At 39.2% G+C, this 20,593-nt stretch carries 23 protein-coding genes; all 23 read right to left on the reverse strand.

What is annotated here, in order from left to right; translation table 11 throughout:
* Window positions 1-27 precede the first annotated feature (27 nt).
* Window positions 28-396: a 50S ribosomal protein L14 gene (gene rplN, locus BFM98_RS20880; RefSeq protein ID WP_004233650.1), complete on the reverse strand. Its 369-nt coding sequence runs from the start codon at window positions 394-396 to the stop codon at window positions 28-30.
* A gap of 43 nt (window positions 397-439) precedes the next feature.
* Complete coding sequence (rpsQ, locus tag BFM98_RS20885; protein ID WP_004233648.1) at window positions 440-703, reverse strand: 30S ribosomal protein S17; 264 nt, start codon at window positions 701-703, stop codon at window positions 440-442.
* An 18-nt stretch (window positions 704-721) separates the two neighbouring features.
* Entirely contained in the window at window positions 722-922 is a 201-nt protein-coding gene (gene rpmC, locus BFM98_RS20890; RefSeq protein ID WP_004233646.1) for a 50S ribosomal protein L29, read from the reverse strand.
* A complete protein-coding gene (rplP, locus tag BFM98_RS20895; protein ID WP_004233644.1) occupies window positions 912-1,346 on the reverse strand; it encodes a 50S ribosomal protein L16 in 435 nt (144 codons plus the stop codon). The genes rpmC and rplP overlap by 11 nt, the downstream gene beginning before the upstream one ends.
* 1 nt (window position 1,347) lies before the next feature.
* Window positions 1,348-2,001, reverse strand: a complete 654-nt coding sequence (gene rpsC / locus BFM98_RS20900) for a 30S ribosomal protein S3 (protein ID WP_004233642.1) — start codon at window positions 1,999-2,001, stop codon at window positions 1,348-1,350.
* A 3-nt stretch (window positions 2,002-2,004) separates the two neighbouring features.
* Window positions 2,005-2,349 (reverse strand): 50S ribosomal protein L22, encoded by a 345-nt coding sequence (gene rplV / locus BFM98_RS20905; RefSeq protein WP_004233639.1) that lies wholly within the window; start codon window positions 2,347-2,349, stop codon window positions 2,005-2,007.
* Window positions 2,350-2,371: 22 nt separating this feature from the next.
* The gene (gene rpsS, locus BFM98_RS20910) at window positions 2,372-2,650 is read right to left on the reverse strand and encodes a 30S ribosomal protein S19 (RefSeq protein WP_004233637.1); all 279 of its coding nucleotides are present in this window, start codon (window positions 2,648-2,650) and stop codon (window positions 2,372-2,374) included.
* Window positions 2,651-2,710: 60 nt separating this feature from the next.
* Window positions 2,711-3,541, reverse strand: a complete 831-nt coding sequence (gene rplB / locus BFM98_RS20915; RefSeq protein WP_009373990.1) for a 50S ribosomal protein L2 — start codon at window positions 3,539-3,541, stop codon at window positions 2,711-2,713.
* 47 nt (window positions 3,542-3,588) lie between these two features.
* Complete coding sequence (rplW, locus tag BFM98_RS20920) at window positions 3,589-3,873, reverse strand: 50S ribosomal protein L23 (protein WP_004233628.1); 285 nt, start codon at window positions 3,871-3,873, stop codon at window positions 3,589-3,591.
* Window positions 3,873-4,496 carry a 50S ribosomal protein L4 gene (rplD, locus tag BFM98_RS20925; RefSeq protein WP_004233626.1) on the reverse strand — a complete coding sequence of 208 codons (624 nt, stop codon included), beginning with the start codon at window positions 4,494-4,496 and terminating at the stop codon, window positions 3,873-3,875. The genes rplW and rplD overlap by 1 nt, the downstream gene beginning before the upstream one ends.
* 26 nt (window positions 4,497-4,522) lie before the next feature.
* Window positions 4,523-5,152 (reverse strand): 50S ribosomal protein L3, encoded by a 630-nt coding sequence (gene rplC, locus BFM98_RS20930; protein ID WP_004233625.1) that lies wholly within the window; start codon window positions 5,150-5,152, stop codon window positions 4,523-4,525.
* Window positions 5,153-5,197: 45 nt separating this feature from the next.
* Window positions 5,198-5,506 carry a 30S ribosomal protein S10 gene (gene rpsJ, locus BFM98_RS20935; protein ID WP_004233624.1) on the reverse strand — a complete coding sequence of 103 codons (309 nt, stop codon included), beginning with the start codon at window positions 5,504-5,506 and terminating at the stop codon, window positions 5,198-5,200.
* A gap of 357 nt (window positions 5,507-5,863) precedes the next feature.
* Window positions 5,864-7,174: a Na+/H+ antiporter family protein gene (locus BFM98_RS20940; protein WP_066038308.1), complete on the reverse strand. Its 1,311-nt coding sequence runs from the start codon at window positions 7,172-7,174 to the stop codon at window positions 5,864-5,866.
* Window positions 7,175-7,333: 159 nt separating this feature from the next.
* Window positions 7,334-9,313 (reverse strand): FtsX-like permease family protein, encoded by a 1,980-nt coding sequence (locus tag BFM98_RS20945; protein WP_066038309.1) that lies wholly within the window; start codon window positions 9,311-9,313, stop codon window positions 7,334-7,336.
* A complete protein-coding gene (locus tag BFM98_RS20950; protein ID WP_048395566.1) occupies window positions 9,303-10,064 on the reverse strand; it encodes an ABC transporter ATP-binding protein in 762 nt (253 codons plus the stop codon). The genes BFM98_RS20945 and BFM98_RS20950 overlap by 11 nt, the downstream gene beginning before the upstream one ends.
* Window positions 10,065-10,160: 96 nt before the next feature.
* A complete protein-coding gene (locus BFM98_RS20955) occupies window positions 10,161-11,105 on the reverse strand; it encodes a sensor histidine kinase (protein ID WP_254660072.1) in 945 nt (314 codons plus the stop codon).
* Between the two features lie 87 nt (window positions 11,106-11,192).
* Complete coding sequence (locus BFM98_RS20960) at window positions 11,193-11,873, reverse strand: response regulator transcription factor (RefSeq protein WP_082148187.1); 681 nt, start codon at window positions 11,871-11,873, stop codon at window positions 11,193-11,195.
* Window positions 11,874-12,031: 158 nt separating this feature from the next.
* Window positions 12,032-13,219, reverse strand: a complete 1,188-nt coding sequence (gene tuf / locus BFM98_RS20965; RefSeq protein WP_004233614.1) for an elongation factor Tu — start codon at window positions 13,217-13,219, stop codon at window positions 12,032-12,034.
* Window positions 13,220-13,355: 136 nt separating this feature from the next.
* Window positions 13,356-15,434, reverse strand: coding sequence for an elongation factor G (gene fusA / locus BFM98_RS20970; RefSeq protein ID WP_066038311.1), 2,079 nt, complete (start codon window positions 15,432-15,434; stop codon window positions 13,356-13,358).
* Between the two features lie 42 nt (window positions 15,435-15,476).
* Window positions 15,477-15,947 carry a 30S ribosomal protein S7 gene (gene rpsG / locus BFM98_RS20975; protein WP_004233610.1) on the reverse strand — a complete coding sequence of 157 codons (471 nt, stop codon included), beginning with the start codon at window positions 15,945-15,947 and terminating at the stop codon, window positions 15,477-15,479.
* Window positions 15,948-15,991: 44 nt separating this feature from the next.
* On the reverse strand, window positions 15,992-16,411 hold the full coding sequence (gene rpsL / locus BFM98_RS20980) for a 30S ribosomal protein S12 (protein WP_004233609.1): 420 nt from the start codon (window positions 16,409-16,411) through the stop codon (window positions 15,992-15,994).
* 99 nt (window positions 16,412-16,510) lie between these two features.
* Window positions 16,511-16,759: a ribosomal L7Ae/L30e/S12e/Gadd45 family protein gene (locus tag BFM98_RS20985; protein ID WP_004233607.1), complete on the reverse strand. Its 249-nt coding sequence runs from the start codon at window positions 16,757-16,759 to the stop codon at window positions 16,511-16,513.
* 138 nt (window positions 16,760-16,897) lie between these two features.
* Window positions 16,898-20,581 carry a DNA-directed RNA polymerase subunit beta' gene (gene rpoC / locus BFM98_RS20990; RefSeq protein WP_048395560.1) on the reverse strand — a complete coding sequence of 1,228 codons (3,684 nt, stop codon included), beginning with the start codon at window positions 20,579-20,581 and terminating at the stop codon, window positions 16,898-16,900.
* Between the last annotated feature and the right edge of the window lie 12 nt (window positions 20,582-20,593).

A 20,593-nucleotide genomic window follows, 5' to 3' on the forward strand; every position in this document is an offset into this window, starting at 1 on the left:
ACCTCCTTGATTGGCACTGTCATGAAATTAAAGAACTTCTGGAGCTAGAGAAACGATTTTCATGAAGTTGCTGTCACGTAGTTCACGTGCAACAGGTCCGAAAATACGAGTTCCGCGTGGTGATTTATCATCACGAATAATTACACAAGCATTTTCATCAAATTTGATGTACGTGCCGTCTTTACGACGAACGCCTGATTTAGTACGAACGATAACAGCTTTAACAACGTCACCCTTCTTGACAACGCCACCTGGTGTTGCTTTCTTAACTGTACAAACAACGATATCACCGATGTTAGCAGTTTTACGGCCAGAGCCACCAAGCACTTTAATTGTAAGAACTTCACGTGCACCTGAGTTGTCAGCAACTTTCATACGACTTTCTTGTTGGATCACTTAGGTTACCTCCCTTCGGAAATTGGTTGTTCCGAAATAGTTATTAAATAATAACCGCTTTTTCTACAACTTCTACTAGACGGAAACGTTTAGTAGCTGATAGCGGGCGAGTTTCCATGATACGTACGATATCACCGATTTTCGCTGTGTTTAACTCATCATGAGCTTTAAACTTTTTAGAGTATTTTACACGCTTACCATAAAGCTTGTGCTTTTTGTAAGTTTCAACTAAAACAGTAACAGTTTTGTCCATTTTATCTGAAACAACGCGGCCCGTGTAAACTTTGCGTTGATTGCGCTCAGTCATACTTGAAAACCTCCTTTATCAGTTATTTGCACTGATTTCTCTTTCACGAATAACAGTTTTCATACGCGCGATTGCTTTACGCACTTCACGAATACGAGCTGTGTTTTCTAATTGACCAGTCGCCAATTGGAAGCGAAGGTTGAAAAGCTCTTCTTTCAGTGATTTCACTTTTAATTCTATTTCAGAAGTAGCAAGGTCACGGATTTCATTAGCTTTCATTAGATTCACCACCAGTTTCTTGACGTTTTACGATCTTACATTTAACAGGAAGTTTGTGTGATGCTAAACGAAGTGCTTCACGTGCAACTTCTTCAGATACGCCAGCAATTTCGAACATTACTTTTCCTGGTTTAACTACTGCTACCCAACCTTCAGGAGAACCTTTACCAGAACCCATGCGGACTTCTAGAGGTTTTTTAGTGTAAGGTTTATGTGGGAAGATTTTAATCCAAACTTTACCGCCACGTTTCATGTAACGAGTCATCGCGATACGAGCAGATTCGATTTGACGGTTAGTAATCCAGCTAGCAGTTTGAGCTTGTAAGCCCCATTCGCCAAAAGTTACTTCTTTACCGCCTTTCGCTTCGCCACGCATGTTGCCGCGGTGTTCACGACGGTATTTAACGCGTTTAGGCAATAACATATTATTTGCCTCCTTCCACAGATTTCTTCGTAGGAAGAACTTCACCACGGTAGATCCATACTTTAACGCCTAATTTACCGTAAGTAGTATCAGCTTCTGCGTGTGCATAATCGATGTCAGCACGTAGAGTATGAAGTGGAACAGTTCCTTCACTATAGTGTTCAGCACGCGCGATATCAGCGCCACCTAAACGACCAGATACTTGTGTTTTAATTCCTTTTGCACCAGCGCGGATTGTGCGTTGGATCGCTTGCTTTTGCGCACGACGGAATGATACACGATTTTCTAATTGACGAGCGATGTTTTCAGCTACTAGACGAGCGTCAAGATCTGCACGTTTGATTTCAATGATGTTGATGTGTACACGTTTACCAGTTAAATCGCTAAGGTATTTACGAAGATTTTCAACTTCAGTACCACCTTTACCGATTACCATACCTGGTTTCGCAGTGTGAATTGTAATGTTTACACGGTTTGCAGCACGTTCGATTTCTACTTTAGAAACTGAAGCGTCTTTAAGAGCCGTTTCAATATATTTACGCACTTTGATGTCTTCGTGAAGTAGAGTTGCATAGTCTTTTTCAGCGTACCATTTTGACTCCCAGTCACGAATAATACCAACGCGTAGTCCTATTGGATGTACTTTTTGACCCACGGATTAACCCTCCTTCTTCTCAGATACCACTAGAGTAATGTGGCTTGTGCGTTTGTTAATTGCGCTTGCACGTCCTTGTGCACGTGGACGGAAACGTTTTAAAGTTGGACCTTCGTCAACGAATACTTCAGAAACTACTAAAGAGTTGATGTCAAGATCGTAGTTGTGCTCAGCGTTAGCAACTGCAGATTTTAATACTTTCTCAACGACTGGAGACGCCGCTTTTGGAGTATGACGTAAAATTGCAACTGCTTCACCAACTTGCTTACCTCGGATTAAGTCTACAACTAGACGTACTTTGCGAGGAGCAATGCGTACTGTACGAGCGATAGCTTTAGCTTGTGTCATTAGGATTTACCTCCTCTCAAAATTAGCGTCTTGTTTTCTTGTCGTCTGCACCGTGACCTTTATAAGTACGTGTCGGTGCGAACTCACCAAGTTTATGGCCTACCATATCTTCTGTTACGTATACAGGAACATGTTTACGTCCATCATATACAGCAATCGTTAAACCGATGAAGTTCGGGAAGATTGTAGAACGGCGTGACCAAGTTTTGATAACTTGTTTTTTCTCAGAAGCCTCTTGCGCTTCCACTTTTTTCATTAAGTGGTCATCGACAAAAGGTCCTTTTTTCAAGCTGCGACCCATGTAGGAACCTCCCTCCGTGATTCCACCACGGCTCTCACATAGAACCGTAGTTTAACCACTTTATTTTTTACGACTACGGATGATAAATTTATCCGATTTGTTTTTCTTCTTGCGAGTTTTGTAACCAAGTGCTGGTTTACCCCAAGGAGTCATTGGTGATTTACGTCCGATTGGAGAACGTCCTTCACCACCACCGTGTGGGTGATCGTTAGGGTTCATTACAGAACCACGAACTTCTGGGCGTTTACCTAACCAACGGCTACGACCTGCTTTACCGATGTGTACAAGTTCGTGTTGTTCGTTACCAACTTGACCGATTGTAGCGCGGCAAGTAGCTAAAACTAAACGTACTTCACCAGATTGTAAACGAACGATAACGTACTTATCTTCACGACCAAGTACTTGCGCAGAAGTACCAGCTGAACGTACTAATTGTCCGCCTTTACCAGGTTTTAACTCGATGTTATGGATTGTAGTACCCATTGGAATGTTTGCTAATGGTAAAGTGTTACCTACTTTAATATCAGCATCTGGACCAGAAACGATTGTTTGACCAACCTCTAGACCTTTTGGTGCTAAGATGTAAGCTTTTGCTCCATCAGCGTAGTTGATTAATGCGATATTCGCAGAACGGTTTGGATCATATTCAATAGTAGCAACTTTTGCCGGAATGCCATCTTTAACACGTTTGAAATCGATAACACGGTATTGCTTCTTATGACCACCACCATGATGACGAACAGTGATTTTACCTTGGTTGTTACGACCAGCTTTGCGTTTAGTTGGTTCAAGCAATGATTTCTCAGGCTTGTTAGTTGTAATTTCCGCAAAGTCTAATGACGTCATGTTACGACGACCATTAGAGGTAGGTTTATACTTTTTAATCGCCATTGTGTTTTCCCTCCTTCTTGAGTGTTCAAATCATAAATCCGTTAGGATTACATTTCGAATAATTCAATTTCTTTGCTATCAGCAGTTAGTTTAACGATCGCTTTACGACGTTTGTTAGTGTAACCACCGTAACGGCCTACGCGTTTGAATTTACCTTTGTAGTTAAGAACGTTTACTTTCTCAACTTTTACGCCAAAGATTTCTTCTACAGCGTCTTTTACTTGAGTTTTGTTAGCGCGAGTGTCTACTTCGAAAGTATACTTTTTCTCTGCCATAAGTTCTGAAGAACGCTCAGTAATGACCGGACGTTTTAAAATATCACGTGCTTCCATTATCCAAGCACCTCCTCAACTTTTTCTACTGCAGACTTAGTGAATACAACTTTATCATGACCTAATAGATCAAGAACGTTGATTCCGTTTGCAGTTAAAACTGTTACACCTGGGATGTTACGAGCAGATAATGCTACGTTTTCATCTAGGTCAGCAGTTACGAATAAAGATTTTTTCTCTAAAGAAAGATCTTTAAGGATTTTTGTGAATTCTTTTGTTTTTGGTGCTGCTAGAGTTAGAGCATCAAGAACTAAGAAGTTTTGTTCTACTACTTTAGCTGATAAAGCAGATTTAAGAGCTAAACGACGAACTTTTTTAGGTAATTTATAAGAATAGCTACGTGGAGTAGGACCGAATACGATACCACCGCCGCGCCATTGTGGAGAACGGATAGAACCTTGACGAGCACGACCAGTTCCTTTTTGACGCCATGGTTTACGACCACCACCAGCAACTTCAGAACGGTTTTTAACCTTGTGATTACCTTGACGAAGAGAAGCGCGTTGAGCAACTACTGCGTCGAATAATACTGCTTCATTTGGCTCGATTCCGAAGATCGCATCGTTTAATTCGATTTCACCAACTGAAGCACCTGTTTGACTAAGTACAGATACTTTTGTCATTCCTGTTTCCTCCTTTCCTTAAGTGATTACTTAGCTTTAATTGCAGTTTTTACTGTAACTAGAGCTTTTTTAGAACCAGGAACATTACCTTTAACAAGTAGTAAGTTACGATCTGTGTCAACTTTCACGATTTCTAAGTTTTGGATTGTAACTACATTGCCACCCATTTGACCAGGTAATTTCTTTTGTTTGAATACGCGGTTCGGAGCAACTGGACCCATTGAACCAGGACGACGGTGGTAACGAGAACCGTGGGCCATAGGACCACGAGATTGTCCGTGGCGTTTGATAACACCTTGGAAACCTTTACCTTTAGTAACTCCTGTTACATCGATTACATCGCCTTCTGCGAAAATTTCTACTTTGACTTCTTGACCAACTTCGTATTCTTCCACGTTCACGTTGCGGAATTCACGAATGAAGCGCTTAGGAGCAGTGTTCGCTTTTGCTACGTGACCTTGTTCTGGTTTGTTAGAAAGCTTAACGCGCTTGTCTTCGAAACCAACTTGAATTGCTTCGTAGCCGTCTGTTTCAACAGTTTTCTTTTGAAGAACTACGTTTGGAGTAGCTTCGATAACTGTTACCGGGATTAAATCGCCGTTTTCAGCGAAAACTTGTGTCATACCAATTTTTCTACCTAAGATTCCTTTAGCCATTTGTCACACCTCCTGTAAGTTTTAAAAGTTATATTGTTTTTACCATTAAAGTTTGATTTCGATATCAACGCCAGATGGTAAATCAAGTTTCATTAACGCGTCAACAGTTTGTGGTGTTGGGTTAACGATATCGATCAGACGTTTATGCGTACGCATTTCGAATTGTTCACGAGAATCTTTGTACTTGTGAACCGCACGAAGAATTGTGTACACAGACTTCTCAGTTGGAAGTGGAATCGGACCTGATACACTTGCACCTGAACGTTTTGCAGTTTCCACAATTTTCTCAGCAGATTGATCTAAAATACGGTGATCATACGCTTTTAAACGAATACGAATCTTTTGTTTTGCCATTATTTTCCCTCCTTCTCGCCTATTTTCTAGACATTCTCCACGAAAATTTTCCCACACACCGCCATGGCAAAGCGGCCGGGTGTGTCGGCAACCTCTCGCTTCATCGCAGTCAAAGACCAACATTCAACATTATATACAATAAAAAAAGAATAAGCAAGTCTTTTCGCTAAATTCTTTTAAATGTTGCAGATATTCTTAGTACTACTATTTCTTCGCTTTATTAAGCCGTTTATTAGTATATAAAATTTCTATACATATTGCAACACTTAAGGTTGTCATATCAACATTTTCGCACATTTCAAATAACTCAAAAAAGAAAAAAGTAGTTTCTATATAATTATAGAAACTACCTCCTTATTATAGAAAGAACACACAGGCAATCCAACCAAACAGGATTAGTGGTATGTTAATGAAAATAAACGTAGGAACACAGGTATCCCAAATATGATGATGCTGGCCATCAACATTAAGGCCTGCTGTTGGCCCTAATGTAGAATCGGATGCTGGAGAACCTGCGTCTCCTAGAGCACCAGCTGTACCGATTAAGCATAATATCGCTAAAGGACTCATATCTAAACCTTGTGCTAGCGGAACAAATAGTGTCGCGATTATAGGCACTGTAGCGAAGGACGAACCAATCCCCATCGTCACAACTAATCCTATGACTAACATGATGAAGACAGCAAGACTTCTATTTCCTTCTAATACAGTGAGTGAATTTGTAATTAAGCTGTCCACATGACCTGTTGCATTGATTACCGCCGCAAAACCATTTGCCGAAATCATAACAAAGCCAATAAAGGCCATCATCTTCATTCCTTCAGAAAGAATCTCATCTGCTTCTCTCCATTTAAGAGCACCTGTAAAATACATAATCATAATACCTGCAAACGAGCCTACAATCATTGAGTCTGTTAACACTTGAGCGCATAGTGATATTACTAGTGCCAGAGCTGTAGAAAACATAATGAATTTGCTGACGTTTACATTTAAAGATTCCGTCGCCACTTCACTATGCTTATAATGTCTTGGTTTGCGGTATACAGCGAAGGCAATTATCAATCCGATTAGCATTCCTAATACGGGAATACCCATTGCTGCAGGGACATCACGTGAAGAAACAGCCATTCCTCCCTCTGACACTTGTGTAGCAACGATATCTTGAAAGATTGCTCCAAAACCAGCAGGTACAAAACTATAAGTACCAATTAAGCCTACTGCAATCAACGTTGCAATTATACGTCGGTCGACTTCTAGCATATTTAAAATCTTTAAAATAGGAGGTATTAATAATGGAATGAAGGCAATATGAATAGGAATAACATTTTGAGATAAAATAGACATCACAAAAATAAGGAAGAAAATTAATACCTTCACAAGTCCTTTTCTATTATTTTCACCCTTTAATATTTTTAACATCCCGGCTATCATTAATTCGGGTATTCCTGTTTTGGCAATGGCGATTGCAAAACCACCAAGTAAGCCATAACTTAATGCAATGGTTGCTCCTGCTCCTAATCCTTCTGTAAATGATTGGACTGTTGACTCAATGCCCATTCCACTAGTTAGACCACCTACAAATGCTCCTAGAACTAACGAGAGAACTACATTGATGCGAAGCAAGCTTAATATTAACATAACGGCAACAGCCGCAATTACTGCATTCATTGTTACACTCTACTTTCATACACTAAATTACTAACATGTTAAACTTTATTATTCTGATAATTGAAAGTCAAGGTTTTTTGTAATTTCTATATTTTTTGCACTAAAAAAACAGTGTAATGATAACCACCACACTGTTTCCGAGTTTCCTCTTATTTAATATTACAACGACTGACGTACAACCTTTTTATAGTAGCCTACCGATAGAATAGCAAAAATCGTATATAAAGCTATATAACAGCACATTGCAATCCACAAGGGAGCTGTTAACTCTGTCCCAAATAAAAACCATCCTGACTTAACAGCAAAGTAGCTATGCAATAACCCAATAACTAGTGGAACACCGAAATTAAAGGCCTGTTTCATATAAATACCCTTCATGATATCTTTTTCAGCAAAACCAATCTTTCGTAGGATTGTATAGGAATCACGTTCTTCCTCCGCCTCAGACATTTGTTTAAAGTATAGAATACTACCTGTGGTCATTAAAAACGCTAACCCTAAAAACGCTGTTGTAAAGATGGTAAGACCCAATGATTCAATATTGTCTTTACGTTTTCCTTCATAGGATGATTGTGTATATTGCTTTGTCTTCCCTTTATCATCTACAGCCGTAATAATACCTGCATTTGATTGAATATATAATTTTTCTGCTGTTGCAATATCTTCGTTAGATTTTAAAGTAATTGTTGTTTGATGATGCCAAGGATAAAGAGCTGCCTGTGTAGTTAAACTTTTAAACATATCATCTGTCACAACAAAGATAGGTCCACCACCCCCAGCCGTTACAATACCACTTATCACGCTTTTATCGTGGATATCAACGACATGAAAAGTTTCTTCAAGTTCTCCTGCAGATACTACTAAATCATGATCTTTCTCTAACGGGAACATTTCAGCCATATAACCACCATAGTTTGTCAAGATAACCTCATTCCCTGAAAGCTTAGCCTCAGGAACACTCTGCTGGTAATCTGAAAGCGGAATGGTATAAATTGTGCCTTCCATTGTATATAAAGGGTTATCCTGCTGTTTTTTAGACATCAATTGACCTACAGCAGCGGTTACTCCCTGAAGACGGTAGTCAATTTTATCATAAGCAATATTATTTTCCTCTAACTTCTCTAAAAATTCCTCCCCTTGCTCTTCAAGCAATATGAAATCACCAGGTACTTGGCTATATGCAGATGCTTCCGAGGAGTAGTAGGCGATATAGGAAAGAGTCGTCACGCCTAGAGAAACGCCTGTTAACACGGTGATTAGCGTTAATGACTTTGCATTGCTCTTCATGCGATGCATGATGGGCGTTAATGCTAATACATCCTTTATGGATAAATGCCCTTTTTTCTTTAGGCGAATAGTATTCATAATAAATGCTACAGAGAAACGAAAAACAAGGAATGTTCCACCAATTGTAGTAGCTAAAATAATTATCATATTGATAAATAAATTACCAGCAGATTCGATATCGAACAACTTTGTCGATGCATAGTAGCCATAAACAATCAGTATAAGACCCAAAAAGCCAATAACCATCTGGAACGCACTAAAGCGTCTCACACGCTCATCTGCTTGTTTTGCTGCACTAAATAATGATAACAATGACACATGATGAATCATCCAAGCCATCTGTATAAGAACGATGATCAATAAGATAGTAAATACAATCATCGACTGCAGTAAAGCTTGTGTACTAAAAGTCATGGTTACGAGAGCTTCTTTTTCAAGCACACGAAGCAAAATCATTGCAAACACACGAGAGCTAAAGAAGCCTGCCAACATACCTATAATAACGGCTCCAACAAATAAGAGAATGTTTTCAACCGCTAATAAACGCACGATTAGCCCCTTAGTCATGCCGATCAGTTGATACAAACCTATTTCCTTACTACGACGCTTCATAAATAAATGGTTTGCATACAGAACGAAGAATAAAACGATAAAATAAAGAATATAAGTTGCTGCCTTAAATCCGGCCGTAGCTGTTCCACTCATTTGAACAGCAGCCCACACCTCCGTATTATTTTGCAAGGTGACAAACGAAAAGTATAAGGTAACACTAAAAATAAGTGCAAAGAAATATAGATAGTAGTGCTTCATATTTTTCTTCATACTTCGAAGTACTAACTTACTAAGACTCATACCCGTCACCGCCTAGCACACTTTGTGTATGCATGATTTCTTTGAAAAAGGCCTGCCTTGTTTTATCGCCCTTATAAAGTTCACTATAGATAAGGCCATCCTTTAGAAATAACACACGTGTACAGAAACTTGCGGCTACAGCATCGTGTGTAACCATCATAATTGTCGCTTCTTTTGTTTCATTTATATTTTGTAGATTTTGAAGCAGGGCTGTAGCTGATTTAGAATCTAGTGCACCAGTGGGCTCGTCTGCAAATACCAATGACGGATTGGTAATAAGTGCACGTGCAGCTGAGGTACGCTGTTTTTGTCCACCTGATATTTCGTTGGGGTATTTATTTAAAATTTCCGTGATTCCCAACAAAGAAGTGAGTTCCTTCACTCGACTTTCGGCAACAGCTTTTGGTAACTTACTGATGGCTAACGGTAGAAGAATATTTTCTTTTACTGTCAAGGTATCTAATAAATTATAGTCTTGAAATATAAATCCTAGCTGCTCTCTTCGGAAGTTTGCTAAAGCCTTTTCTTTCATACCACGTAAACTATGACCGTTTATCTCAATAACACCTTCTGTCGCAAAGTCAATTGAGCATAAGACATTTAAAAGCGTTGTTTTACCAGAGCCAGAAGGTCCCATAATACCTACAAATTCCCCTCTATTCACTTCTACATCAATACCCTTTAATACTTCCTGAGCCGTTGATTTTTTTCCATACACTTTCTTTATTTTACGTCCTATTAAAACTGTCACTTCATAACGCCCCTTTCTATAGTTCAAGTGTACCCTGTCAAACCTAATCATTCGTGCGTTTTACATGACAATATAAAAAGGTAGGTGACATTTTCGTCATCTACCTGTTAGTTTCGCATATTCATTTTGTAAGGGGAAACGTAGTGTAAATAGCGAGCCTTCACCAACTTTAGATTGAACATTAATACGAATACCAATTTTATGGGCTACATTAGATGCTAAATAGAGACCCATACCTGTAGATTGAGAGGATTCCCTTCCCGCTGTTCCTGTATAAGATTTTTGAAAAATCCTAGGTAAATCGTCTAAAGGTATACCCCTACCTATATCTTTAATATGTAGTAATGTTGCACCTGTAGAATCATGTTCTGTAAAGATTGTTACCTCAGAATTTACTGGGCTATACTTGATGGCATTCGAAAGAATTTGTCGAATAATAAAAGCTAGCCACTTGCCATCTGTCATAACCATCTCTGTCAGTTCACCAATTTCAAAGCCAATGCCTTTTTCAAGACACCAAGCTTGCATAGCTCGGATTTCTTTATAAATAATGGGCTTCAGTTCAATCTCAGTTAAATAATTATCTTTTTCAATAGCGTATAATCTTGTTTGATGCAGTTGTTGATCAACCAAAAGATGTAATCTTAGCCATTCGTTCTCTAATTTTCGACGTAGCTGTAAATCCTCAATATGTTCAAACATTAAATTAATGGCAGTTAAAGGTGCTTTTACTTCATGGACCCAAGCTAATAGTTCATCAGAATGTTCCTGTATCTGCACTTTGGCTTGATTTAACTCTAAATTCTTTTCAAAAAAGGCATCCTCCATTTTTCGAAAGTATACTTCTTGAAAAGGAGATAAAGCTAAACTATTTCTATGTGCATCATCAAGGTGGCTATCCATATTTCCCAGGAAATCTTTTAATTTCCCAACTTCGATGACATAGCGACACCAAAAAAAGAGTATAAAACATACAAGTAAACTAACGTTTACATACCAAATAGAAACCCCATTTAAACCAACATCTAAAGAAAATAGCACATTTAGAATTATCAGAGTAAAAATAAAAAATCCTATCCAAGCAAAGCGTTCTCTAACAAATAATAACAACAACTTCCCTCACATCCCTCAGCTTACTGCCATATAACCAAGTCCCTTTTTTGTTAGTATTACCTCATGTAAACCAATATCCTCTAGCTTTGCACGTAACCGATTAACGTTTACTGACAAAGTATTATCGTTTACGAAACGTTCGTCATCCCATAGTTTTCTCATTAGCTCGTCTCTTGAAACGATATGGTTAGCCTGCTCCACTAATATTCTTAAAATAAAAAGTTCATTTTTTGTTAAAGAAGCAATGGCACCATTATACATAATTTCACTTCTCGCATAATCAATTATGGCATCGTTAAAACGTGTAACATCCATTTTTTCTTCAACGTAATCATAGGTTCTACGTAAAATAGCCTGTGCTTTTGCGAGTAAAACTTCCATATGAAAAGGCTTTTGAATAAAATCATCAGCCCCCATTTGCATAGCCATCACCATATCCATCGGGTGATCTCTGGAAGAAAGAAAAAGGATTGGCACTTTGGATAAATGACGAATTTCACGACACCAATGAAAGCCGTCATAGGCAGGCAATTGAATATCAATTAGCACGAGATGGGGCTTCTCCTCTATAAAGTCATCCATCACCTTCTGAAAATTTTTAGGTCCCACCACGTTTAGTGACCACTGCTCAAAACGTTCTTGAATCATGCTAAAAATAGAAGGATCATCTTCAATCAGCAAAATTTTCATGTCCATACTCAGTTCCCCTTTCCCTTTAATTATTTACGCTAGAGAACATGCTTGTGGTTATGTACACATACACTAATTAAAACTCTAATTTTTCTTTATTTTAACACAAAAAACCAATCTGTAGGCGTCCCTACAGATTGGTTTGGAATTAGCAAGAGCTAAAATTATTTTTGGATAGAAGCAACTACGCCAGCGCCTACAGTACGGCCACCCTCACGGATAGAGAATTTAGTACCTTCTTCAAGAGCGATTGGAGCGATAAGTTCAACTGTCATTTCGATGTTATCACCAGGCATTACCATTTCAACGCCTTCTGGTAAGTTACAGATACCTGTTACGTCAGTTGTACGGAAGTAGAACTGAGGACGGTAGTTAGAGAAGAATGGAGTATGACGGCCACCCTCTTCTTTTGATAAAACGTAAACTTCAGCTTTGAAGTTAGTGTGTGGAGTAATTGAACCTGGTTTAGCTAATACTTGACCACGTTGGATTTCTTCACGAGCAACACCACGTAGTAAAGCACCGATGTTGTCACCAGCTTCAGCATAGTCTAATAATTTACGGAACATTTCTACACCAGTTACAGTAGTAGATTTAGCTTCTTCAGCGATACCGATGATTTCAACTACGTCACCAACTTTAACTTGACCACGTTCAACACGGCCAGTTGCAACTGTACCACGACCAGTAATAGAGAATACGTCCTCTACTGGCATCATGAATGGTTTGTCAGTTTGACGTTCTGGAGTTGGGATGTAAGAATCTACAGCGTCCATTAATTCAACGATTTTTTCTTCCCATTCTGGTTCACCTTCAAGAGCTTTAAGAGCAGAACCTTTGATTACAGGAATATCGTCACCTGGGAAGTCATATTCAGATAGTAGGTCACGGATTTCCATTTCTACTAATTCTAATAATTCTTCGTCGTCAACCATATCACATTTGTTCATGAATACTACTAAGTATGGAACACCTACTTGACGAGATAAAAGGATGTGTTCACGAGTTTGTGGCATTGGGCCGTCAGCAGCAGATACTACTAAGATACCGCCGTCCATTTGAGCAGCACCAGTGATCATGTTTTTAACATAGTCAGCGTGTCCTGGGCAGTCAACGTGTGCATAGTGACGAGTTTCAGTTTCGTATTCTACGTGAGAAGTATTGATTGTGATACCACGTTCTTTTTCTTCTGGAGCGTTATCGATATCAGCGTAAGATTTAGCTGTACCACCCATTTTTTTAGAAAGAACTGTAGCGATTGCAGCAGTTAAAGTAGTTTTACCATGGTCAACGTGTCCGATTGTACCAATGTTAGCATGCGTTTTAGAACGGTCAAATTTTTCTTTAGCCATTAGAGATTGCCTCCTCAAAATTGTATGTTTTAGATTTAAAATTTATAGAATGAATGCTGATAGAGAACGGGCCCATCCCCTATCCTGCAATCATAGCTTACAAATTAGTTATACTTTATGCAAGATGAAATTTCAATTATTCACCTTTATTTTTTTTGATGATATCTTCAGAGATTGATTTTGGTACTTCTTCATAATGATCGAATACCATTGAGAATACACCACGACCTTGCGTTGCAGAACGTAAAGTTGTTGCATATCCAAACATTTCTGAAAGTGGAACCATCGCACGAACAACTTGAGCGTTACCGCGAGCTTCCATACCTTCTACGCGACCACGGCGAGAAGTGATGTTACCCATGATATCACCAAGATATTCTTCAGGAATTACAACTTCAACTTTCATCATAGGCTCTAAAAGAACTGGACTACATTTTGATGCAGCAGCTTTAAGTGCCATAGATGCAGCGATTTTAAATGCCATTTCGTTTGAGTCAACATCATGGTATGAACCATCGAATAATTTCGCTTTGATGTCGATTAATGGGTAACCAGCGATTACACCGCGGTCAAGCGAGTCACGAAGACCTGCTTCTACAGCTGGAATATATTCACGTGGTACTACACCACCAACGATAGCATTTTCGAATTCAAAGCCTTTACCCTCTTCATTTGGAGAGAACTCGATCCATACGTCACCGTATTGACCACGACCACCTGATTGACGAGTGAATTTACCTTGAACTTGAGCAGAGCCACGGAATGTTTCACGGTAAGATACCATTGGAGCACCTACGTTAGCTTCTACTTTAAATTCACGGCGCATACGATCAACTAAGATATCAAGGTGAAGCTCACCCATACCTGAGATAATTGTTTGACCAGTTTCTTGGTCTGTATGTGCACGGAATGTTGGATCTTCTTCTTGTAGTTTTTGTAAAGCTTGACCCATTTTATCTTGGTCAGCTTTTGATTTTGGTTCTACAGAAAGAGAGATAACTGGTTCTGGGAACTCCATAGACTCAAGGATAACAAGGTTTTTCTCTTCACAAAGAGTGTCACCAGTTGTTGTATCTTTAAGACCTACAGCAGCTGCGATATCACCAGCAAATACTTTTGAAATCTCTTCACGGCTGTTAGCGTGCATTTGTAGGATACGACCTACACGTTCACGTTTACCTTTTGAAGAGTTTTGTACGTATGAACCTGATTCAAGAACACCAGAGTACACACGGAAGAACGTTAATTTACCTACGAATGGGTCAGTCATAACTTTAAATGCTAAAGCTGAGAATGGCGCTTCGTCTGATGATGGACGTTCAGTTTCATCACCATCTGGAGTTGTACCTTTAATAGCTGGTACATCAACTGGTGATGGTAAGTAATCGATAACTGCGTCAAGCATTTTACGAACACCTTTGTGTTTGAATGCTGTACCACAGATTACTGGGTAGAATTCTACAGCGATTGTCGCTTTACGGATAGCCGCTTTAAGCTCTTCTTTTGTAATTTCTTCACCAGCAAAGTATTTTTCCATGATTTCTTCGTTAACTTCAGCGATTGCTTCGATTAACTTCTCACGGTATTCTTCAGCTTGCGCTTTGAATTCTTCAGGAATTGGTTGACCTTCACGTAATGCTGTACCTTCTTCGTTATCGTAGTAAGTTACATCCATTTCAACTAGGTCAATAATTGCTTTGAACTCATCTTCCGCACCAATTGGTAATTGGATTGGATGAGCATTTGCTTGTAAACGCTCGTGTAAAGTACCTACAGAATATAGGAAATCTGCACCCATTTTATCCATTTTGTTAATGAATACGATACGTGGTACACCGTAAGTTGTAGCTTGACGCCATACAGTTTCTGTTTGAGGTTCAACACCAGATTGAGCATCAAGTACAGTTACTGCGCCGTCAAGTACACGTAAAGAACGTTCTACTTCTACAGTGAAGTCTACGTGTCCAGGAGTATCGATGATGTTTACGCGGTTGCCTTTCCATTGAGCTGTTGTCGCAGCAGAAGTGATTGTGATACCACGTTCTTGCTCTTGCTCCATCCAGTCCATTTGAGAAGCGCCTTCATGAGTTTCACCGATTTTGTGAATCTTACCTGTGTAATAAAGGATACGCTCAGTTGTTGTTGTTTTACCAGCATCAATGTGAGCCATGATCCCAATATTACGAGTATTCTCTAGTGAGAATTCGCGTTTCATTAGGTATTTCTCCTTCCATATTGGGCTTATGCTATGTTTAGATTACCAACGGTAGTGAGCGAATGCTTTGTTCGCTTCTGCCATTTTGTGCATATCTTCACGTTTCTTAACTGATGCACCAGTGTTGTTAGAAGCATCAAGGATTTCGTTAGCTAAACGCTCTTCCATAGTTTTTTCACCACGAAGACGAGAATAGTTAACTAGGTAACGAAGACCTAAAGTTGTACGACGTTCTGGGCGTACTTCAACTGGTACTTGGTAGTTAGAACCACCAACACGGCGAGCACGTACTTCAAGAACTGGCATTACGTTATTTAGAGCAGCTTCGAATACTTCGATTGGATCTTGACCAGAACGTTCTTTAACTAGTTCGAACGCACCGTATAAAATCTTTTGAGAAGTACCTCTTTTACCATCAATCATCATTTTATTGATTAAACGAGTTACTAGTTTTGAATTATAAATTGGATCTGGTAACACGTCACGTTTGGAAACAGGACCTTTACGAGGCATGTGTTTTCCTCCTTTCATTGAGTAAATATATAGTGGGATTTAAATTATTTTTTTTCTTTAGGGCGTTTTGTACCGTATAAAGAACGTGATTGCATACGACCGTTTACACCAGCAGTATCAAGAGCACCACGAACGATATGGTAACGAACACCCGGTAAGTCTTTTACACGACCGCCACGGATAAGAACAACACTGTGCTCTTGTAAGTTGTGGCCTTCACCAGGAATGTACGCTGTAACCTCGATTTGGTTAGTTAAACGTACACGAGCGTATTTACGTAACGCTGAGTTTGGTTTTTTAGGCGTCATTGTACCTACACGAGTACAAACACCACGTTTTTGTGGAGATTTAACATCAGTTAAAGATTTTTTAAATGAGTTATATCCTTTGTTTAACGCTGGTGAATTTGATTTCGTGATTTTAGATTTACGAGGCTTACGTACCAATTGGTTAATTGTAGGCATCGATTTTTCCTCCCTTCATTCCTTCTTTTTTTAATACCACACATCCAGGTGGTTCATTTTTTGGGTAAAAACAAAGTCTTTGTGCATTCTACACAAAAACTACTCTACAGTAATCGCAACTACCGCAGCTCCGACATGGATTCCACAGGCTTTGCCCAGTTCCTTTTTGGACTCAACAAGAATAACTGGTATACCGATTTCTCTCGCGAAAGATATGGCCGAATCGGTTACCCAATTGTCTGCATCAAGTGCCACAAAAAGTTCTTTCACTGAACCAGCTCGCATTGCTTTTACTGCTTGCTTTGTACCTATGATTGTTTGACTAGCCCTTACTTTATCATAAGACATTTACATATCCTCCGAAGTACAGACAGTTAACTATCAACCTTCAATATATTATCATTACTCATTTACACTGTCAACTAATATCTTGAAAAAGTCCGAAGAGATGATGAAAATATGCATCTCTTCGGCCTAATTTAATGTTTATTCAGCAGAAACGACTTCTGTGTCAAGCTCATCTTTTTCGATGCGGATTTGACGATAACGTTGCATACCAGTACCTGCAGGAACAAGTTTACCGATAATTACGTTCTCTTTTAATCCAAGAAGTTCGTCACGTTTACCCTTAATTGCTGCATCTGTTAACACACGTGTTGTTTCTTGGAACGATGCTGCAGATAAGAATGATTCTGTTTCAAGAGAAGCTTTTGTAATACCAAGGATAACAGGGCGACAAGTTGCAGGGTTTTTGCCATTCATAACAGCGTCTACGTTTGCCTCTGAGAATTGGTGGATATCTAGTAATGAGCCAGGTAGTAATTCTGTATCTCCAGCTTCAATTACACGCACTTTACGAAGCATTTGGCGAACCATTACCTCAATGTGTTTATCCCCAATTTCTACCCCTTGCATACGGTATACTTTTTGAACTTCTTTTAATAAATATTCTTGAACAGTTGAAACGTCTTTGACTTTTAGCAATTGTTTTGGATCGATAGAACCTTCTGTTAAAACTTGACCACGTTCTACATTATCACCTTCGATAACTTTCAAACGTGCGTTATAAGGTGCTTGATACTTACGAGTTTCTACGTCACCTTGAATTGTAATTTCTTTTAAGCCTTCACGAATTTCTGTGATATCTGAAACCGTACCAGCAATTTCTGAAATAACAGATTGACCTTTTGGATTACGTGCTTCAAAGATCTCTTGGATACGTGGAAGACCTTGTGTAATATCATCACCGGCAACCCCACCTGTATGGAATGTACGCATTGTTAACTGTGTACCTGGTTCACCGATTGATTGAGCCGCAATAATACCAACTGCTTCCCCAACTTCAACCTTCTCACCTGTCGCCAAGTTCATGCCGTAACATTTTTTACAAACGCCGTGTTTTGTATTACATGTAAATGCTGAACGGATTGTCACTTCTTCAATACCAGCCTCAATAATTGCACGAGCGATATCTTGGTCGATTAAACCGTCTTTTGCAAGAATTACTTCACCAGTTTCTGGGTGGAAGATTGTTTTCTTCGTATGACGACCAACAATACGTTCATCTAGAGCTTCAATTAACTCTGTGCCTTCCATTAGTGCACCAATCGTTAAGCCACGGTCAGTACCACAGTCATCTTCACGAACGATAACATCTTGTGCAACGTCAACAAGACGACGCGTTAAGTAACCTGAATCGGCAGTTTTTAGGGCTGTATCGGCAAGACCTTTACGAGCACCGTGAGTTGAGATGAAGTACTCTAATACTGTTAAACCTTCACGGAATGAAGATTTGATTGGAAGTTCGATAATACGACCAGCTGGGTTGGCCATCAGACCACGCATACCAGCTAGCTGAGTAAAGTTAGATGCATTACCACGGGCACCTGAATCAGACATCATGAAAATTGGGTTTGTTTTCTCAAGTGACTTCATCAGCTTCGCTTGAATTTCATCTTTTGCAGCACTCCAGCTTGAAATAACGCGATCATAACGCTCATCCTCAGTAATGAAACCACGACGGAATTGCGCTTGAACTTTATCTACTTTCTCTTGAGCTTCTGCTAAAATTTCACCTTTATCAGGTAATACCACGATATCAGATACACCTACAGTAATACCTGCACGTGTTGAATATTTGAAACCTAGGTTTTTCATACGGTCAAGCATTTTAGATGTTTCCGTAATGTGGAAACGTTTAAATACTTCAGCAATGATATTTCCTAAGAATTTCTTACGGAATGGGTTTACAACAGGTACTGATGCAAAGTATTTACGCAATACAGCTGTACGTTGTGCATCAATTTTCCCTTTTTCATCTAAATTATTATAAGCACTATCTGATTCAAGCTCTTTAAGTGTTTCTTCATCAATTGTTAACTTAGCAAAGTATTTTTCTGGTGTTACTTGCTCTAAGTTGAAATCAGTTGGCTCATTAATATAAGGGAATGATTCCGGTAAGATTTCATTAAAGATTACTTTACCGACAGTTGTTAATAAGAACATATTATTTTGTTCTTCAGTGAATGTCGGATTATTTAATGAACTTGCTTTAATTGCGATACGTGTATGCAAGTGTACATGACCTGTATCATAGGCAATTAAAACTTCATTTGGACCATAGAAAACAGTACCTTCACCACGTGCGCCTTCACGTTCAAGTGTTAAGTAGTAGTTTCCTAATACCATATCTTGAGAAGGTGTTACAACAGGTTTACCGTCTTTTGGATTCAGGATGTTTTGTGCAGCAAGCATTAGAAGACGAGCTTCAGCTTGAGCTTCAGCTGATAATGGTACGTGAACCGCCATTTGGTCACCATCGAAGTCAGCATTATAGGCTGTACATACTAATGGGTGAAGACGAATAGCACGACCTTCAACTAGTGTTGGTTCAAATGCTTGAATTCCAAGACGGTGAAGCGTTGGTGCACGGTTTAGTAATACTGGATGCTCACGGATAACATCTTCTAAAACATCCCATACGTCGTTATTTAAACGTTCGATTTTCCGTTTAGCAGATTTAATGTTATGAGCAAGACCACGCTCTACTAATTCTTTCATAACGAATGGCTTGAATAATTCGATAGCCATTTCTTTTGGTAAGCCACATTGGTACATTTTTAAGTTTGGACCTACTACGATAACCGAACGACCAGAGTAGTCAACACGTTTACCAAGTAGATTTTGACGGAAACGACCTTGTTTACCTTTCAACATATGTGAAAGTGATTTTAACGGGCGGTTACCAGGACCTGTTACAGGACGTCCACGACGACCATTATCGATTAATGCATCAACAGCTTCTTGTAACATACGTTTTTCATTTTGTACGATGATGCTCGGAGCACCTAAATCTAATAAACGTTTTAAACGGTTATTACGATTAATTACACGACGGTATAAATCGTTTAAATCTGAAGTCGCGAAACGACCACCATCTAATTGCACCATTGGACGAAGCTCTGGTGGAATAACAGGTAGTACATCTAGAATCATCCATTCAGGTGAGTTTCCTGAGTTACGGAAAGATTCAACAACTTCTAGACGTTTAATGGCACGAGTACGTCTTTGACCTTGAGCAGATTTTAACTCCTCTTTCAAAGATTGCGTTTCATCTTCTAGGTCGATTTTACCTAATAATTTTTTGATTGCTTCTGCACCCATTGATGCTTCGAATGTATTACCGAATTTTTCACGGTATGCACGATACTCTTTTTCAGATAGTAATTGTTTACTTTCTAAATTAGTAGCACCTGCATCGATCACAACGTATGAAGCGAAATAGATAACTTCTTCAAGAGCACGAGGTGACATATCTAAAATTAGACCCATACGGCTAGGAATACCTTTGAAGTACCAGATATGAGAAACTGGTGCTGCTAATTCGATATGTCCCATACGTTCACGACGAACTTTAGCACGTGTTACTTCAACGCCACAACGATCACAAACTACGCCTTTATAGCGTACACGTTTATATTTCCCACAGTGACACTCCCAGTCCTTAGTTGGACCAAAAATACGCTCACAGAATAAACCATCTTTTTCTGGTTTTAGTGTACGGTAGTTAATTGTTTCAGGTTTTTTAACCTCTCCATATGACCAAGAACGAATCTTGTCAGGTGATGCTAAACCAATTTTCATATATTCAAATTCATTAACGTCTATCAAGGAGCCTACCTC

The sequence above is a fragment of the Lysinibacillus sp. AR18-8 genome (assembly GCF_001705465.1).
Lineage (GTDB): Bacteria > Bacillota > Bacilli > Bacillales_A > Planococcaceae > Lysinibacillus > Lysinibacillus capsici.

What these genes read in the sequence shown, in the direction of transcription:
- rpsQ (WP_004233648.1), bottom strand. Translation starts at nt 703, where the DNA reads ATGACTGAGCGCAATCAACGCAAAGTTTACACGGGCCGCGTTGTTTCA.
- rpmC (WP_004233646.1), bottom strand. Translation starts at nt 922, where the DNA reads ATGAAAGCTAATGAAATCCGTGACCTTGCTACTTCTGAAATAGAATTA.
- rplP (WP_004233644.1), bottom strand. Translation starts at nt 1,346, where the DNA reads ATGTTATTGCCTAAACGCGTTAAATACCGTCGTGAACACCGCGGCAAC.
- rplV (WP_004233639.1), bottom strand. Translation starts at nt 2,349, where the DNA reads ATGACACAAGCTAAAGCTATCGCTCGTACAGTACGCATTGCTCCTCGC.
- rpsS (WP_004233637.1), bottom strand. Translation starts at nt 2,650, where the DNA reads ATGGGTCGCAGCTTGAAAAAAGGACCTTTTGTCGATGACCACTTAATG.
- rplB (WP_009373990.1), bottom strand. Translation starts at nt 3,541, where the DNA reads ATGGCGATTAAAAAGTATAAACCTACCTCTAATGGTCGTCGTAACATG.
- rplW (WP_004233628.1), bottom strand. Translation starts at nt 3,873, where the DNA reads ATGGAAGCACGTGATATTTTAAAACGTCCGGTCATTACTGAGCGTTCT.
- rplD (WP_004233626.1), bottom strand. Translation starts at nt 4,496, where the DNA reads ATGACAAAAGTATCTGTACTTAGTCAAACAGGTGCTTCAGTTGGTGAA.
- rplC (WP_004233625.1), bottom strand. Translation starts at nt 5,152, where the DNA reads ATGGCTAAAGGAATCTTAGGTAGAAAAATTGGTATGACACAAGTTTTC.
- rpsJ (WP_004233624.1), bottom strand. Translation starts at nt 5,506, where the DNA reads ATGGCAAAACAAAAGATTCGTATTCGTTTAAAAGCGTATGATCACCGT.
- BFM98_RS20940 (WP_066038308.1), bottom strand. Translation starts at nt 7,174, where the DNA reads ATGAATGCAGTAATTGCGGCTGTTGCCGTTATGTTAATATTAAGCTTG.
- BFM98_RS20945 (WP_066038309.1), bottom strand. Translation starts at nt 9,313, where the DNA reads ATGAGTCTTAGTAAGTTAGTACTTCGAAGTATGAAGAAAAATATGAAG.
- BFM98_RS20960 (WP_082148187.1), bottom strand. Translation starts at nt 11,873, where the DNA reads ATGGACATGAAAATTTTGCTGATTGAAGATGATCCTTCTATTTTTAGC.
- tuf (WP_004233614.1), bottom strand. Translation starts at nt 13,219, where the DNA reads ATGGCTAAAGAAAAATTTGACCGTTCTAAAACGCATGCTAACATTGGT.
- fusA (WP_066038311.1), bottom strand. Translation starts at nt 15,434, where the DNA reads ATGAAACGCGAATTCTCACTAGAGAATACTCGTAATATTGGGATCATG.
- rpsG (WP_004233610.1), bottom strand. Translation starts at nt 15,947, where the DNA reads ATGCCTCGTAAAGGTCCTGTTTCCAAACGTGACGTGTTACCAGATCCA.
- rpsL (WP_004233609.1), bottom strand. Translation starts at nt 16,411, where the DNA reads ATGCCTACAATTAACCAATTGGTACGTAAGCCTCGTAAATCTAAAATC.
- BFM98_RS20985 (WP_004233607.1), bottom strand. Translation starts at nt 16,759, where the DNA reads ATGTCTTATGATAAAGTAAGGGCTAGTCAAACAATCATAGGTACAAAG.